This window comes from Chitinophagaceae bacterium C216 (assembly GCA_028485475.2).
Lineage (GTDB): Bacteria > Bacteroidota > Bacteroidia > Chitinophagales > Chitinophagaceae > Niabella > Niabella composti.
The window spans coordinates 2,959,995-2,975,155 of record CP144143.1 but is presented as its reverse complement, the minus strand read 5'-3'; the positions used below and the strand labels follow the sequence as shown (position 1 = coordinate 2,975,155).

At 40.0% G+C, this 15,161-nt stretch carries 9 protein-coding genes; 6 read left to right on the top strand and 3 right to left on the bottom strand.

Features of this window, described 5'->3' with window-relative positions:
- Positions 1 to 99: 99 nt before the first annotated feature.
- Positions 100 to 549: a hypothetical protein gene (locus PIECOFPK_RS12770; protein WP_330973891.1), complete on the top strand. Its 450-nt coding sequence runs from the start codon at positions 100 to 102 to the stop codon at positions 547 to 549.
- Here PIECOFPK_RS12770 and PIECOFPK_RS12765 read toward each other — a convergent pair.
- Together PIECOFPK_RS12765 and PIECOFPK_RS12760 are read right to left on the bottom strand one after the other, a co-directional pair.
- Positions 546 to 1,925: a UDP-N-acetylmuramate--L-alanine ligase gene (locus tag PIECOFPK_RS12765; RefSeq protein WP_409966067.1), complete on the bottom strand. Its 1,380-nt coding sequence runs from the start codon at positions 1,923 to 1,925 to the stop codon at positions 546 to 548. The two genes, PIECOFPK_RS12770 and PIECOFPK_RS12765, sit on opposite strands and share 4 nt — an antisense overlap.
- A gap of 34 nt (positions 1,926 to 1,959) precedes the next feature.
- The gene (locus PIECOFPK_RS12760) at positions 1,960 to 2,136 is read right to left on the bottom strand and encodes a hypothetical protein (RefSeq protein ID WP_330973893.1); all 177 of its coding nucleotides are present in this window, start codon (positions 2,134 to 2,136) and stop codon (positions 1,960 to 1,962) included.
- A 37-nt stretch (positions 2,137 to 2,173) separates the two neighbouring features.
- On the opposite strand from PIECOFPK_RS12760, the gene PIECOFPK_RS12755 reads away from it, so the two are divergent.
- Together PIECOFPK_RS12755 and gyrB are read left to right on the top strand one after the other, a co-directional pair.
- Positions 2,174 to 3,580: a bifunctional UDP-3-O-[3-hydroxymyristoyl] N-acetylglucosamine deacetylase/3-hydroxyacyl-ACP dehydratase gene (locus tag PIECOFPK_RS12755; protein WP_330973894.1), complete on the top strand. Its 1,407-nt coding sequence runs from the start codon at positions 2,174 to 2,176 to the stop codon at positions 3,578 to 3,580.
- Positions 3,581 to 3,797: 217 nt separating this feature from the next.
- Positions 3,798 to 5,777, top strand: a complete 1,980-nt coding sequence (gyrB, locus tag PIECOFPK_RS12750) for a DNA topoisomerase (ATP-hydrolyzing) subunit B (RefSeq protein WP_409966066.1) — start codon at positions 3,798 to 3,800, stop codon at positions 5,775 to 5,777.
- A 154-nt stretch (positions 5,778 to 5,931) separates the two neighbouring features.
- Here the strand turns inward: gyrB and PIECOFPK_RS12745 are convergent, their stop codons facing one another.
- Complete coding sequence (locus PIECOFPK_RS12745; protein ID WP_409966065.1) at positions 5,932 to 6,831, bottom strand: helix-turn-helix domain-containing protein; 900 nt, start codon at positions 6,829 to 6,831, stop codon at positions 5,932 to 5,934.
- Positions 6,832 to 7,306: 475 nt separating this feature from the next.
- Here PIECOFPK_RS12745 and PIECOFPK_RS12740 point away from each other — a divergent pair, with 475 nt between their 5' ends.
- The 3 genes from PIECOFPK_RS12740 to PIECOFPK_RS12730 all read left to right on the top strand — a co-directional run bounded on the left by PIECOFPK_RS12740 (position 7,307) and on the right by PIECOFPK_RS12730 (position 15,158).
- Positions 7,307 to 10,477 (top strand): SusC/RagA family TonB-linked outer membrane protein, encoded by a 3,171-nt coding sequence (locus tag PIECOFPK_RS12740; protein WP_409966064.1) that lies wholly within the window; start codon positions 7,307 to 7,309, stop codon positions 10,475 to 10,477.
- 17 nt (positions 10,478 to 10,494) lie between these two features.
- Positions 10,495 to 12,288, top strand: coding sequence for a RagB/SusD family nutrient uptake outer membrane protein (locus tag PIECOFPK_RS12735; protein WP_409966063.1), 1,794 nt, complete (start codon positions 10,495 to 10,497; stop codon positions 12,286 to 12,288).
- Positions 12,289 to 12,356: 68 nt separating this feature from the next.
- Positions 12,357 to 15,158, top strand: coding sequence for a SusC/RagA family TonB-linked outer membrane protein (locus tag PIECOFPK_RS12730; RefSeq protein ID WP_330973899.1), 2,802 nt, complete (start codon positions 12,357 to 12,359; stop codon positions 15,156 to 15,158).
- Positions 15,159 to 15,161: the final 3 nt, after the last annotated feature.

Genomic DNA, 15,161 nt, shown 5'->3' with positions numbered 1-15,161 from the left:
TTCTGCCCGTTTTTTCATCCAAATCCAATATTAATTTAATGTTAACTGGCTTTTTTCCCACAAAATATAGCCAACTTTGTATTGCAAATCCCAAACATCATGCAGTGGAAAGCAATCACTACCAATCTTGGCCAGACAGCGTATAGTTTGTGGAATAATGGCCGTAAGCTACTTACGCTAGCGTACAAAAGCCAGACAGATTGGGTGCACGTAGAAGCGGAAGATGGTGAGAGAAGATATTTTAAGTATCGTAAGAAAGGACTTTTGAAACACAAAGTAGTGCTGGAAAATGAGTACGGAACGGATTTAGGAGAACTGAAACGAGAAGGAGATAGGCAGTACATCATTATCGACGATAAGCGCTACTATCTCAACTTCCTCAATAATAAGGAAGTTGCCATCGTAGAAGAAAATACTGAGAAGCCCCTCGCCGTTTGTAGTCTAGATGTTGAAGCCTCTACACCCAAAGCGAAGGACGGTTTGTTAATGGTGCTTTGTTATTATTTATTGGGCCATCCACAAAAACACGAAGAGTTCACTCTGGCCTAAAGATTGTCAAACACCCAGTGGGAAAAACTTTCTAATGAGGGGTCTCTTGCGCCCATCAGTAGCAGTACATTTCCCTCTTCCAATCGCGGTTTTACCGCATCGGGGAGGTTTTTTCTGTCGGCTAAGAAGAAGGCCTGCTTACCTTCGGCTTTAATATCATTAATTAGATCTTCGGCAGAGATATCTTTTGTGGTAGTGCCCCCTGCATAGAAAATTTCACTCATCCATATTTCATCTTGTGGGCGCAAGGCCGCAGTAATTTCTCTTACAAAATCGGTTCTTAAAAAACGGGTAGGAGCGTACCCATGGGGTTGAAACCATGCTACTACCTTGTTAGCAGCCTGCTGACAACTTTTGATGGCAGCCGCACACTTTACCGGGTTGTGCGCAAAATCGTCTACAATCCACACCCCTCTTTTATTGCCTAATACCTGACAACGTCTGTAAATACCTTCATAATGTTGTAATGCCTCACTGGCTACTTGTAGAGATACGCCTACTAAAGAAGTGGCAGCTACGGCAGCTGTTGCGTTTTCCATATTGTGTCTTCCGGCAATATTGATTTCAAAAGGTTGTGAGTTGATCTTGAATGAAATTTTAAATCCCTTTTGCACAAAAGAAGAGGCAACAAATCCGGCACCGCTATTATCAGCGTTTACTTCGAAATCATTTGCCAGTTGGGTGGATAAGCGTGCTGCATTTTTGTTGGACTGATTAACAATGAAAGACTGGCTGTTATTTCGAAAAGTACCAAAAATCTGTATCAGTTCTTCAATTTCTTTATGGTCTTTATCAATATTCAATAACACACCGATGCTGGGTTGATATTGCACTATCGAGCCATCACTTTCGTCGGCTTCGATAACGAGCCATTCGCTTTTTCCCACAAACGCGTTACCTATTTTTCCTTTTTTGATAAGGCTCACCAGTCCTGCGCCACTGATAATAGATGGCGACAATCCGGCATAAGTTAAGATATCAAACAACATTGCGGTTGTGGTACTTTTGCCACTGGTGCCACCAATTGCAATCGTTTTTTTACTGGCGGCAATTAATGCCAGCAGTTCTGCACGTCTTATAATAGGAATGCCCAGTTCTTTAGCTTTCTGAATTTCTATAACTGTGTCTTCTACCGCAGTAGAAGCAACAACCAGGTCGGTTGTAGGAGTGATACCGCTACCATCCTGTTTATAACATTGTATACCTTCTGCTTCGAGTTTTTCTTTGATATCAGCAGCCTTACCTTCATTGAAAAAACGATCGCTACCGCTTACATTCATACCTATACCACGCAGATACTGTGCAATAGCGCTCATTCCGGCCCCAGCAACACCGATGAAGAAAGGGGACTTAATATTTTGTAGGTTGATATTCATGGTTTGTTAATTCAATGGCAAATGTGCAAGAATTTCATGTAACTTTCTTAAAAGTATTATATTTTAAGTTATCATACATTTCAGGAAATATCCATACATCAGATAGTGCAGATGGGTGGATATCCGTATGCGAATCGTCCATTACGGCAAATGAACGAAAATTAGAAGAATTGTTATAGGAGGAGGCAATAATATTGTGTTCGTTCCTCATTAAAATTTATATTTGCCAAATTCAACAAGAATTAGAAATGGATAATAACTTCAACCCCGACAAGCAGCATACTTTAAAACAGGCGGTAAGCATCAGTGGTACAGGGTTACATACAGGAATTCTGGCCGATGTTACATTAAAGCCCGCCAATGCCGGTTTCGGTATCCAGTTTCAACGCGTTGATCTGCCTAATAAGCCTATTATTAAAGCGGATTGTGATTTGGTAAGTGATACAAGTCGTGGCACAACCCTTGAGGCTAATGGCGCTAAGGTAAGCACTGTGGAGCACCTGTTGGCCGCATTGGTAGGAATGGGCGTAGATAACTGTCTGATTGAAATCAATGGTCCCGAAGTGCCTATTATGGACGGTAGCTCCATGCCATTTATTGAAATTATAGAGGAGGCAGGCGTAGAGGAGCAAAATGCAGCGAAAATCTGGTATTCAATAGATGAGAATCTATATCTGACCGATGAAGAGAAGCGTGTGGAGATGGTGATAATGCCCGCACGGGAATATCAGATTACAACACTGATAGACTTCAATTCTCCGGTTTTGGGTACGCAGCACGCCGAGCTGAAGACGATGAAAAACTTTAAAGAAAAGATTGCTTCGTGCCGTACTTTCTGCTTCCTACATGAGCTGGAAATGTTGTTGGAGCATAACCTGATTAAAGGCGGTGATGTGAACAATGCTATTGTGGTAGTAGACAAGCCTGTGGACGATGCCGAGCTGGAGCGTCTGAAAAAAATCTTTAAAAAAGATAATATAGAGGTAAAAAGTGAAGGGTATCTCAATAATCTGGAGTTGCGCTTCCCTAACGAGCCGGCAAGACATAAACTATTGGATGTGGTAGGTGATTTGGCATTAATCGGCTATCCCGTTAAAGGAAGAGTTATTGCCAATAGGCCAGGACATAGTACCAATGTGGCTTTTGCGAAGTTGATTAAAAAACATATTAAAGCCAATAAGCACATAAAAGATGTGCCTAGCTATGATCCTACAGTACCTCCTGTATACGATCTGCAGTATATAGAAAAAACATTACCCCACCGATTCCCGTTCTTGTTGGTGGATAAGATTATCGACCTTACAGATGATAAGATTGTGGGGATCAAAAACGTGACCTTCAATGAGTGGTTTTTCCAAGGACACTTTCCGCAGAATCCGGTAATGCCGGGAGTGCTGCAAATTGAAGCACTGGCGCAGTGTGGAGGTATTTTAGCTATCAACTTGGCAGGAGAAGGACAGTATGATACCTACTTCCTGAAAATTGATAACTGTAAGTTTAAACAAATGGTGCGCCCCGGTGATACGATGATTCTGAAGATGGAACTTACTGCTCCTATTCGAAGGGGAATTTGTGAAATGAGGGGAACAGTATACGTGGGGAACAAGGTTGCAACGGAGGCTGATTTGGTAGCTCAGATTGTGAAACGTTCCTAATGGCAATAACTATCTGGCAGAGGGATGTAGGTGAGGAATACTTGTTTTTATAAATAGTTGATTTTAAATATTTAAAGAGCCGGTTGCCACAGGTGGCTGGCTCTTTGCACTATATATCCACATTTCAATTGAAATCCGTACAAACGCTTAATTTTCCGTAAATTTGTCCATTGCGAACACAGCACGAAAACAGCATTAGTTCAATCATTTTTTATTTATGAGTGAAGAAATCAAGGAAGTGGAAATCGATGATAGAAACACCTATGGTGCGGATAGTATTCAGGTATTAGAAGGTCTTGAGGCGGTACGGAAACGTCCTGCGATGTACATCGGGGATATCGGAGTAAAAGGATTGCACCACTTGGTATATGAAGTTGTAGACAACTCAATTGACGAAGCATTAGCGGGATATTGTAAAAATATCGATGTTGTCATTCATGAGGATAACTCCATATCAGTCAAGGATGACGGGCGGGGCATTCCCACTGGTATCAACAAAAAAGAAAATAAGTCGGCCCTTGAGCTGGTAATGACGGTGCTGCATGCGGGTGGTAAATTTGATAAAGGAAGTTATAAAGTATCCGGAGGGCTGCACGGTGTGGGCGTGAGTTGTGTGAATGCGCTTAGTGCCAAAATGATTACCACCGTATATCGGGAGGGGAAAATTTTTGAACAAGAGTATCGCATTGGTGTACCTCAATATGATGTTCGGGAAATAGGTGTCTCTGATAAAACAGGTACGCATCAGCATTTCTGGCCCGATCCATCTATATTTACTACTACAGAATATAAGTACGATATTCTTGAAGGACGTTTACGCGAACTGGCTTATTTGAACAGAGGCGTGCGCATTACCCTCACCGACTTGCGTGAAAAAAATGAAAACGGAGAGCCGCTTTCTAAAACCTTCTACAGCGAGGGGGGCATCGTGGAATTTGTTGCCATGCTGGACGAAAACGCCGGCCGCAAGCCTTTAATCCCTAATGTAATCAGTGTAGAAGGGCATGACGAAAATACTAACGTAGCTGTGGAGGTGGCCCTAACATATAACGATTCATTCACCGAGCACATTTACTCTTACGTAAATAATATTAATACCATAGAAGGAGGAACGCATGTTACGGGATTCCGTCAAGCGTTGACTCGTGTGTTCAAAAACTATGGCGATCAGAACGGGTTATTTGAAAAAGCTAAAGTAACTATAGAAGGTGATGATTTTCGTGAAGGTCTTAGCGCTATCATTGCCGTAAAAGTACCCGAACCTCAATTTGAAGGACAAACCAAAACCAAGCTCGGCAACAGTGAGGTAAGCGGGGTGGTACAAACTACTGTAGCAAGAGTGCTTGAGGCTTATTTGGAAGAACATCCCAAAGAAGCCCGCAATATCATCAATAAAGTTATTCTGGCTGCTCAAGCAAGAGCTGCCGCCCGAAAGGCACGTGATCTGGTGCAAAGAAAGTCGGTTTTAAGTGGTGGAGGTTTACCGGGTAAGCTCGCGGACTGTTCTGATAGAGATCCTGCCCGTTGTGAGTTGTACCTGGTAGAGGGTGACTCTGCAGGGGGAACTGCTAAGCAAGGCCGCGATCGTTCTTTCCAGGCGATTCTTCCGCTGCGAGGTAAAATCCTCAATGTGGAGAAAGCCATGGAGCACAAGATTTACGAAAACGAAGAAATACGGAATATTTATACAGCATTGGGAGTTACGGTAGGTACACCCGAAGACCCCAAGGCCCTGAATCTTTCCAAGCTTCGTTACCATAAGCTGATTATTATGACGGATGCAGATGTGGATGGAAGCCACATCGCTACGCTGATTCTTACTTTTGTGTATCGATACATGAAAGAGTTGGTAGAGCAAGGGTATGTGTACATTGCACAACCTCCGCTATATCTCGTCAAAAAAGGTAAAGAATCGGCCTATGCATACAATGAAGAAGAACGTAAAGCTTTGGTTGAGAAATTAGGCGGAGGAAGAGAGGATGCGGTAACCATACAGCGTTATAAAGGGTTGGGTGAAATGAATGCAGAACAACTTTGGGAAACCACCATGGATCCTAAGCGTCGTACTTTAAAACAGGTGACTATTGAAAGTGCTGCCGAGGCGGATCGTGTGTTCAGTATGTTGATGGGTGATGAGGTTGGGCCGCGCCGTGATTTTATTGAGGCGAATGCCAAGTATGCAAAACTGGATGTGTAGTAACCAACCTATACTGAAGTTGATTCACTAGCAGTAGTGTATTATAATTTGTTAGAGGAATAAATACTTTAGGGGAAGCGATGACCAATAATAGTATTTATTCCTTTTTTCATATGGCTCTCTCTATGAGAAGTGAGTATGTAAACGATGTGTGCTATTGTTTTTTGTATTGACTGCGGTATTTTGCCGGTGATATGCCCATTAGTTTTTTAAACATTCTTGAAAAATAGTAAGGATCCTCAAACCCAATCATTAAGCATATTTCTTTTATGTTTAAGTCTGTAAAGCTTAAGTATTGACAGGCTTTTTGAATTTTAAGTTGATTGAAGTACTGTATAGGTGAGTAACCGACCTTCTTTTTAAAAAGGTCGGAGAAGTGAGAGACTGAATATCTGAATTGTGAAGCAAGTTCGCGTATGCTATAATTCTTATCCAGGTTAGCTTTCATATATTCAATTGATTTAGAGATTTGATCTTCATGATAGTAATTAGGATATAATTCTTCATGATAAATAAAAGAAGACAGAAATTGAATCATTTGAATACTGCTGGCTTCGAGATTACGCATACTAAGACCCTGATCTAAAATGGAGTAGAGCAGGGAAAAGACATTAATACGTTGCTCATCATAAGGTATACTTTGTACTACAGGCATATCATCTTTTGCATATCTTTTATATAGAGCATCGGCTTGCGTTCCTGCAAAGTGCACCCAATAGATACTCCAAGGGTTCTCTTCACTACTACTGTAATGATGTGCTTTTTGACGAGGAATGATAATAAAAGTATTTGGCATTAGTGTAAAAGTTTTGCCAAGTACATATATCGTACCGGAGCCTTCAATACAATATAATAGTATGTATTGCGGGCTGCCGTGTTTGCGTTCTCTATCGTGCCTTGCAGCTCTGGGATAGTACCCAACTGCTGTAGGATGTAAGGCTGCAGTAATGGGATTTTGTGTCATGTTTTTGATAACACCTGGCGGAAGCACGATCATCTTCTGCCCTAAAAAGCCTTCTTTTACTTTTTTATTTTCCTGATCGGTTTTTTTCATATAGTTATTGTAGTATCTATTAAAGTTTGTTAGTAAAATATTGATTGTTTAATAAGGCTCTTTATTACGTTTGATGAGTGTGGATGTCAGCATGACTATATACAAAGTTAATAACTTGATAATAGGCAAGCAATATTGTGTTGATCATATCTCCAATTAGTGTATTTACTATCAGCATAAAAAAGTCCATCAAATTCCTGAAAATGTCTATTGATTCATGGACGAAATTGGGTCAACTTTACATTCACAAGAGTTGAAAAACTGGTTGTAGTAACGATTACTTGAAATAGGTCTTGCCATTCAAACTTAAATCATATACAGGTTGATAAACTAATTGCACGCGAACGATTATTAGCGAAATATCCATCTGGTGTATTTTCTATTGATGAATGAGCAGGATTAAAATATAACTACTTTTTGTGTGGAGTAGAAGAGTGCAACTCAATCAGACTAAGAATTATTAAAACAGGTATTTATGATGCCCCGATTGCTATTATTGATATCCCTATTCGGAATTTGTATTGGATCTTTACCGTTTATCGGAAACGCAACTACAAATAACCATTCAATTTATTTTCAAACCGACACATTAAGGAGTGTATCGGGAATTGTTACTGATATAAAGACGGGTCTACCATTAAAAGGGGTGAATGTGACTGTGAAAAATACTTCAATTGGTGTGTCAACCGATGATAATGGTGCTTATGTATTAAACTATACTCAGTCGGACGCTATATTGATTTTTTCTTTAGTAGGTTATAAAAGCATAGAAGAATCGATAAATCAACGCACTACTGTAAACGTTGCATTAGAATCGGATGATAAATTATTAGAAGAAATTGTAGTGGTGGGTTATGGAGAGCAGAAGAAAGTGACGGTTACTGGTGCTATAAGTACTGTTACCGGAGAAGATCTGGTGCGTGCTCCGGTGGCAGGCATTAGTAATGCTTTAATAGGTATGGCTCCTGGATTACAAGCGGTACAAAGTTCCGGTGAGTTTGGTAAGGATAAAGCCACTATTTACATTCGAGGGATGGCAACCTTAAACTCCAGTGGTAGAAATCCATTGATATTAGTCGACGGAGTGCCTAGAGATACTTATAATAATCTTGATCCAAACGAGATAGAGTCCATAAGTATTTTAAAGGATGCATCTTCTACTGCCGTATATGGTGTTCGGGGAGCGAATGGTGTAATATTGATTACCACAAAGCAAGGTAAGTCTGGTAAACCTAGAGTAAGTGTTACCGGCAATGTGGCTGCAATACAGCCTACAGTTTTACCTAAATATCTTAATTCGTACGATTATGCAGTATTGCGTAATGAAGCTGAAATGAATGGCGGAATTGCGCCTGACAGAGTTACTTTTTCGCCGGAAGATTTAGAGCTTTATAAATCCGGTGCTGATCCCATTTTTCACCCGAGTAAAGATTGGATTGCAGAGTTAATCAGACCTTTCTCGTTTCAACAATCTTATAATGCTAATATCTCTGGTGGCACGGAGAGAGTCAAGTATTATAGCTCTATAGGCTATTTCAATCAGAGTGGAGGATACAGAGAGCCTGAACAAAGCTTGGGATTTCCCTATAAACACAATTACGATAAGTATAATGTGCGGATGAACTTTGATTTTAAGCCTAATGATGACTTGTCTATTGCAATTAAATTGGGCAACCAGGTTACTGAAAATAGTATTCCTAATGGAGGCGCTTGGGCGGCTTTTGATAAAGCTGCTAATAGGCCACCTATGACTAGTCCGGTATTTGTAGAAGGGAAGTATATTGAACGAGTAATTGGACTTCCTGGCAATGTTCCCAATTTTAACCCTTGGGGAGACGCCGGGCCAACTAGTGCTTCTGGTGCTTTTCTTAATGAGGAGTATTCAAGTACTTTAAATACTAATTTGTCTATTGTATATAAACTAGATAAAATTACCAAAGGCTTGTCAGTGAGAGCCATGGGAGCATATGATACTTACTATCAAAAAAATAAAGCAAGAAGTAAGGCATTTCCCAAATGGACAGTAATGAAAGACCCATCATCCCCTACCGGCTATAAACTATACCAAAGTTCAGATGAAGGACCTTTCGGCGGTCTATCAGAAAGTATAGGGGATGCTAATAAATGGCGTAGAATTTATACGGAAGCGGCTTTGGAATATAAGCGTTTATTCAATAATGTTCATAATGTAGGGGCATTGGTGTTAGGTAACTTTTCTCGGGATATCACTCCCAGCTTGCAATACAAGTTGCCTCATGTGTATTTAGGTGTTGTTTCGCGTATCACGTACGATTATCGCAATCGCTATATGGCCGAAATAAACATGGGGTACAACGGCTCTGAAAACTTTCCAGAGGGAAATCGTTTTGGGTTCTTCCCCTCCGTTTCGGCAGGATGGGTAGTTTCTCAGGAATCTTTCTTTCCTGAAAATGCTTGGGTTTCCTTCATGAAATTAAGAGGGTCTTATGGTGTAGTTGGTAATGATGAAATAGGTGGACAACGTTATCTATATCTTAATCCTCCCTTTACCTTAGGGAATGGAGGAAATCAGGCTGTTGTATTTGGAAATCCGGGTGTAGACTTTGCACGTTATAATATGTATCGCGAAGGAAATATTGGTAATCCTAATGTGACATGGGAGCGATCTAAAAAAATGGATGTAGGTGTTGAATTAAGGTTCTTCAATGATAGGCTTTCTCTTACTGCCGATTATTTTAAAGAGAAAAGAGATAATATCCTTTGGTATTTATCTACTGTACCTGAGCTCGTAGCAGCTACTTTGCCACCTGCCAATATTGGTAAAGTTAACAATCATGGATATGAAATAGAAATGGGATATAACGGCAGTACACGCATGGTACAGTACTGGCTGAAGGGGAGCTATGCATTTGCACGTAATAAAATTATATTTCAAGACGAGCCTGAAAGAAGGTATGAGTATTTAAGACAGACAGGACGCCCGTTAGGACAGTATTTTGGATTGATCTTCGAGGGATTCTATAACTCCTGGGATGAGATTAACGATCCTAATCGTCCTATTTCAAAATGGGAAGGTGCAGGAGGTTTACAACCCGGAGATATGAAATATAAAGATTTGAATGGAGATGGTATAATTGATGAGGACGATATGGGCGCAGTGAGGCATAGTCAGTGGCCTGAAATTACTTATACGTTGACTGGAGGTTTTTCGTGGAAAGGCTTTGATATGACAGTCCTATTTCAGGGTACAGAAAATGTTTCTGTGAGCTTTGCATCGGCGGCAGCCTATCCATTCGTTTCATCCTGGGGAGCTGCTCAAGAGTGGCATTTGGAGCGCTGGAATCCTGAGCGCTATGCTGCCGGTGAAAAAATTTCTTTCCCCCGTGTAGAGGTATCGCCAGATCGTGGGCATAATTATCAGCCATCCACTTTTTGGATACAAGATGCTTCTTATTTCCGTTTGAAAAACCTAGAGATGGGATATAGATTTTCTTCCGAATCGTTAAGGAAAAAAGGATTTAAGTCATTCCGTGTGTATCTCAGCGGTAATAATCTTATTACCTGGCATCATTTAAAATATGCGAAAGATCCTGATGCAAGAGAACTATGGGGTAGAGTCTATCCACCCATGCGTGTATTTAACGGAGGTGTACAATTGGAGTTTTAAAATAAAAATATTCTCATATGAAGTTCTCAATAAATAAAAGTATTCATCAGTTTTTCGGACGCTTATTGCTAGTGTGTATAATAGCTATTTCGTTTTTTTCTTGCAATAAGTATCTAGAGAAACCTCAGAGTAGTGATATCGACCTTGATGCAGTGTTTTCATCTAAAGAACGGGTCGAACAATTTTTGTGGACGGTTTATCAAACCTGTTCTATTTTCGAATTCCCCTATTATTGGGCATCGGGAGAAAATGGTTTCTACCATTACGGAGCTACTTATACTCTTGTAGCTGCAGCTTGTGATGAAGCCGATGCTTTTTCTAATATTACAGGTGCAGAAGCTTTTAATAAAGGAACCTGGAGCTCTACAGATATTTACTGGTATGAATTCAGAAGTGAATTCTGTTATAAAGGAATTCGAAATGCTAACATATTTATTGAGAATATCGACAAAGCACCTATTTCTGATGAAGAGAAAGCGGCGATGAAAGCCGAAGCAATTTTCTTCCGGGCTTTAATGCACTTCGATTTGATGCAACGATTAGGCGGAGTAGCTATTGTCGATAGAGTGCTTAAGGTTACTAGTTCTGCAGATATTCCAGAAGTTTTAATTCCTCGTAGCACTTTTGAAGAAACTGTAAACTTTATTGTAAGCAGTTGTGATGAAGCAGCAAAATTTCTACCTAATCAATATGAAAGTCGATTCCGTGGAAGGGTAACTAAAGGAGCGGCACTTGCTTTGAAGGCGCGTGTGTTGTTGTATGCTGCAAGTCCATTGTTTAATTCTGAAACACCCTACGTGCCCGTAAGTGACCCCCAGCTTCGTGCGATGGTAGGGTATACAAACTATGACCCCAATAGGTGGAAGTTGGCTGCAGATGCAAATAAAGCCGTATTGGATTGGGCTGCAAATGAGAGTGGTTGGTGCGAGTTATACAGAGGTAAGTCTAATGCTGTGGATAGATATGAAGAAATATTTATTAATCCTAGTGTGAACGAGATTATACTTGATGCAGGGTTTATGGGTACTAGCACTAATAACTATTTTGTGCGCTTCTTAACTCCAGGTACGGTGGTATACACCGGTTCTGATCCAGTGAATGTGGGCATTACATTAAACTTTACCAAGTTTTATCAAAAAGCCGATGGAACTGACCAGGTGTGGGATGAACAGCCTGGTGTAGATTATCCATACTCAGAGTACAGACGTAAGTTGCGTGAACTTGAGCCTCGATTTCAGGCTTCAGTATTTTATTCCGGTGAAGAATGGGACCGTGGCTCCGGCACTGTATATCATTTTTATGAGCAAAGAGGTAAGTTGCTTGACTCTTATAACGGTGTAGGCTTTTTGCGAAAATTTCTGAAGGGCGTAAGAAATGGTTCCAATCCTCCTCCCAAATGGATTACATTCCGTTTAGCAGAGTTTTATTTGAATTATGCAGAAGCTTTAAATGAAATAGGCGGAGACCCGGGTCAGATCATCTGGGCTTTGAATGAAATTCGGAATCGAGTAGATATGCCCGACTATACTTATACTAATAAGGAAGATATGCGTGAAAAAATTCGAAGGGAAAGAGCAGTAGAACTGGCCTTTGAAGAGCATCGATATTTTGATGTGCGTCGTTGGAAAATTGCAGGAAATGAGGGCGTGATGCGAGGTGGTATGTACGGATTACGTTTAAAAGATGGTAACCCTGCAACCTATCATTTAGAAAGATTTGAAGACAGGGTTTGGGAAGATAAAATGTACTTGTATCCTTTCCGAATTAGTGAAATTAATCTCGGATATATTGTTCAAAATCCTCAATGGTAAATAAGCAGAGCAGTAGTTAAAGCATAATGATTATAACTGACCTCCTTAAAGGGGTAAAAAAGATACTGATGAAACAAAACGTAACATTAAGATTATTATCGCTATTGTTGTTTCAAAGTGTGTTTACAATGGAGATAAACGCACAGGCAGGGCAGTACGATACCCATCCCGATTCAACAGTAAGGGTTGCTTATGGAGCACAGCATAAAGATCAAGTAACTGCGGCAATATCCAGTATTAGCGGATCTGAGATAAGAAAAATACAAACGGCTACTTTAACTAACGCCCTTACTGGAAAACTACCGGGTGTAACGATAACAGATGTTCCAGGCGCCCCAGGGTTTGATGAACCTTCAATTATGATTAGAGGATACCATACTATGGTGAATAATGCTCCTTTGCTAATTGTGGATGGTATTCAAGTTAATAATATTAGTTTCCTGTCGCCTGATGAAATTGAAAGTGTTTCTGTACTGAAAGATGCGGCAGCTTTAGCTTTGTATGGCGTGAGAGGAGGTAATGGCGTTTTGCTAGTTACCACTCGTAGAGGGCAGATTAGTAAGAAGAACAACATTCAATTGAATCTAAGATATGGTAGGCAATCTCCTACTATCCTCCCTAAAATGGCTGGGTCTTATGATTTTGCGCGCTTATATAATGAAGCGCTAGCAAATGATGGTTTGCCGCCTTTATACACTAATGAACAACTTGAAGGATATAAGCAGAAAAAGGATCCTTATCTATATCCTGATGTGAACTGGATGGATGAAGTATTGCGGAATAACTCCCCAATACAAGATTATTCGGTAACATTTGATGGAGGGAACGAAACTGCCAAATATTTTGTGATGTTGGGCTTTGTAAATAACCAGGGATTATATGCGCATACGGATCAAGAAAGTAATTCTAATATTAATTACAATCAACTGAACTTTAGAGCTAATCTGGATATAAATCTTACTAAAAGCCTGTTGGTGCAGGCCGGGCTAGGTGGAAATATTCAAGACAGAAAGTTTCCTCCTGTGGCTACAGCCACTTATTGGCAAAACATGCTTACTTATGCTCCTAATTTGTACTCAGTAAGAACTCCTGATGGCGAAATAACAGGCACTGCAGCATATCCTGGAAATCCAATCGGTGATTTATTAGAAAAAGGATATCAGTCGCGTCATGATCGTAATGTACAAATGAATATTAGAGCTACACAGAAATTAGACTTTATTACAAAAGGACTAAAAATATACGGAGCACTTTTGTTTGACAATTTATTGCAGAATCGATATGATAAAACACGTAACTACGCTTACTTTGAGCCCATTGTTACCCGTGGCATAAATGGTCAAGACTCCCTTTATTATATACAAAGAGGCTTGAGTACAGATTTGACGGTAGTAACCGGTGGTGATTATGAAAATAATCGTCTTATTATGCAAGGAGGCTTTGAGTATGGCAAGAAGTCTGGAGATCATTCCTTTAATGCAATGATGTTTTTTCAACAGGATAGATATATCGTGTTAGGCAATCAGTCTCCTTTTGCGATGCAAAACTTAGCCACTCGTATTAACTATGGATTAAAGGACAAATATTTTGTAGAAGGTGTACTTTCTTACAGCGGTATTGAAAACTATGCTCCTGGCAAGCGCTTTGGGTTTTTCCCAGCTATCTCTGCAGGATGGCTTCTGCACAAAGAAAAATTCCTTCAGGATAATAAATGGGTGAATTACCTAAAATTAAGAGCTTCAGCAGGTATTGCCGGCAACGATAAAGGAGCCTCTCGGTTTAATTATAATCAGTATTGGGGTGTAGCGAGCAGTCAGGGGGCCTATTTTGGAACCGGTCAAACTTGGTATAATGGGTTGGTGCAGTTAGCTAGATCCAATCCGGATATCACCTGGGAGCGTGCCAAAATTTTCAATTTTGGAATTGATGCAAACTTCTTTGATAGATTATCATTCAATGCTGATGTATTTGCTGAAAATAGAACGCATATACTTGTAGATATGTCCAATGTAATTTCTGCAATAGCCGGATATACATCAGGACAGATGGTGAACAAAGGAAAGGTAGCTAATTATGGTACTGAGATAGTCGCAAACTATAATGGGGGTGGTGGAGATTTTAGGTACAACATAGGAGGACTATTTAGTTATACTTATAATAAAATTAAAGAAAGCTGGGAAGCTCCTAAGAAAGAAGCCTATAGTTATCGTCAAGGACATCCTGTAGGGCAGTATTTCGGTTTGGAAGCTATAGGGTTCTTTAGAGATGAAAGTGATATTATATCTAGTCCAGTACATACATTTTCTGTGGTACGTCCGGGCGATTTGAAGTATAAAGATCAGAATAACGATGGTATAATTGATATCAATGATCAGATTCCCATCGGAAAACAAAATTATCCCCGCATTAACTATGGTATCAATGCCGGTGTATTTTATAAAGGAGTAAATCTTGATGTGTTTTTTGAAGGTGTTGGACTTAAAAGTGTTTATTTAAATGGATATTTATTTAGACCCCTTCTTAATAATAACAATATTCTTGACTGGGCCATGGAAGGTAGGTGGACTCCGGAAACTCATGCTACTGCTACTTTCCCTCGTTTGACAACTCAGGCTAATGCGAACAATTATCAGCCATCAACTTTTTGGGTTCGTGATGCTAACTATCTAAGATTAAGAAATATTGAGCTTGGTTACACGTTCCCAACCAAGATGGTTAAAAAAGCAGGTATGGATAATCTGAAAATATACGTTAGTGGTTATAATCTAATTACCTGGGATGATCTTGCCATCAATGTAGATCCGATTACATTAAGCATGGGGTATCCAACGCTTAAGTCGTATGCTGTAGGCCTTAGCGTAAAATTTTAATTG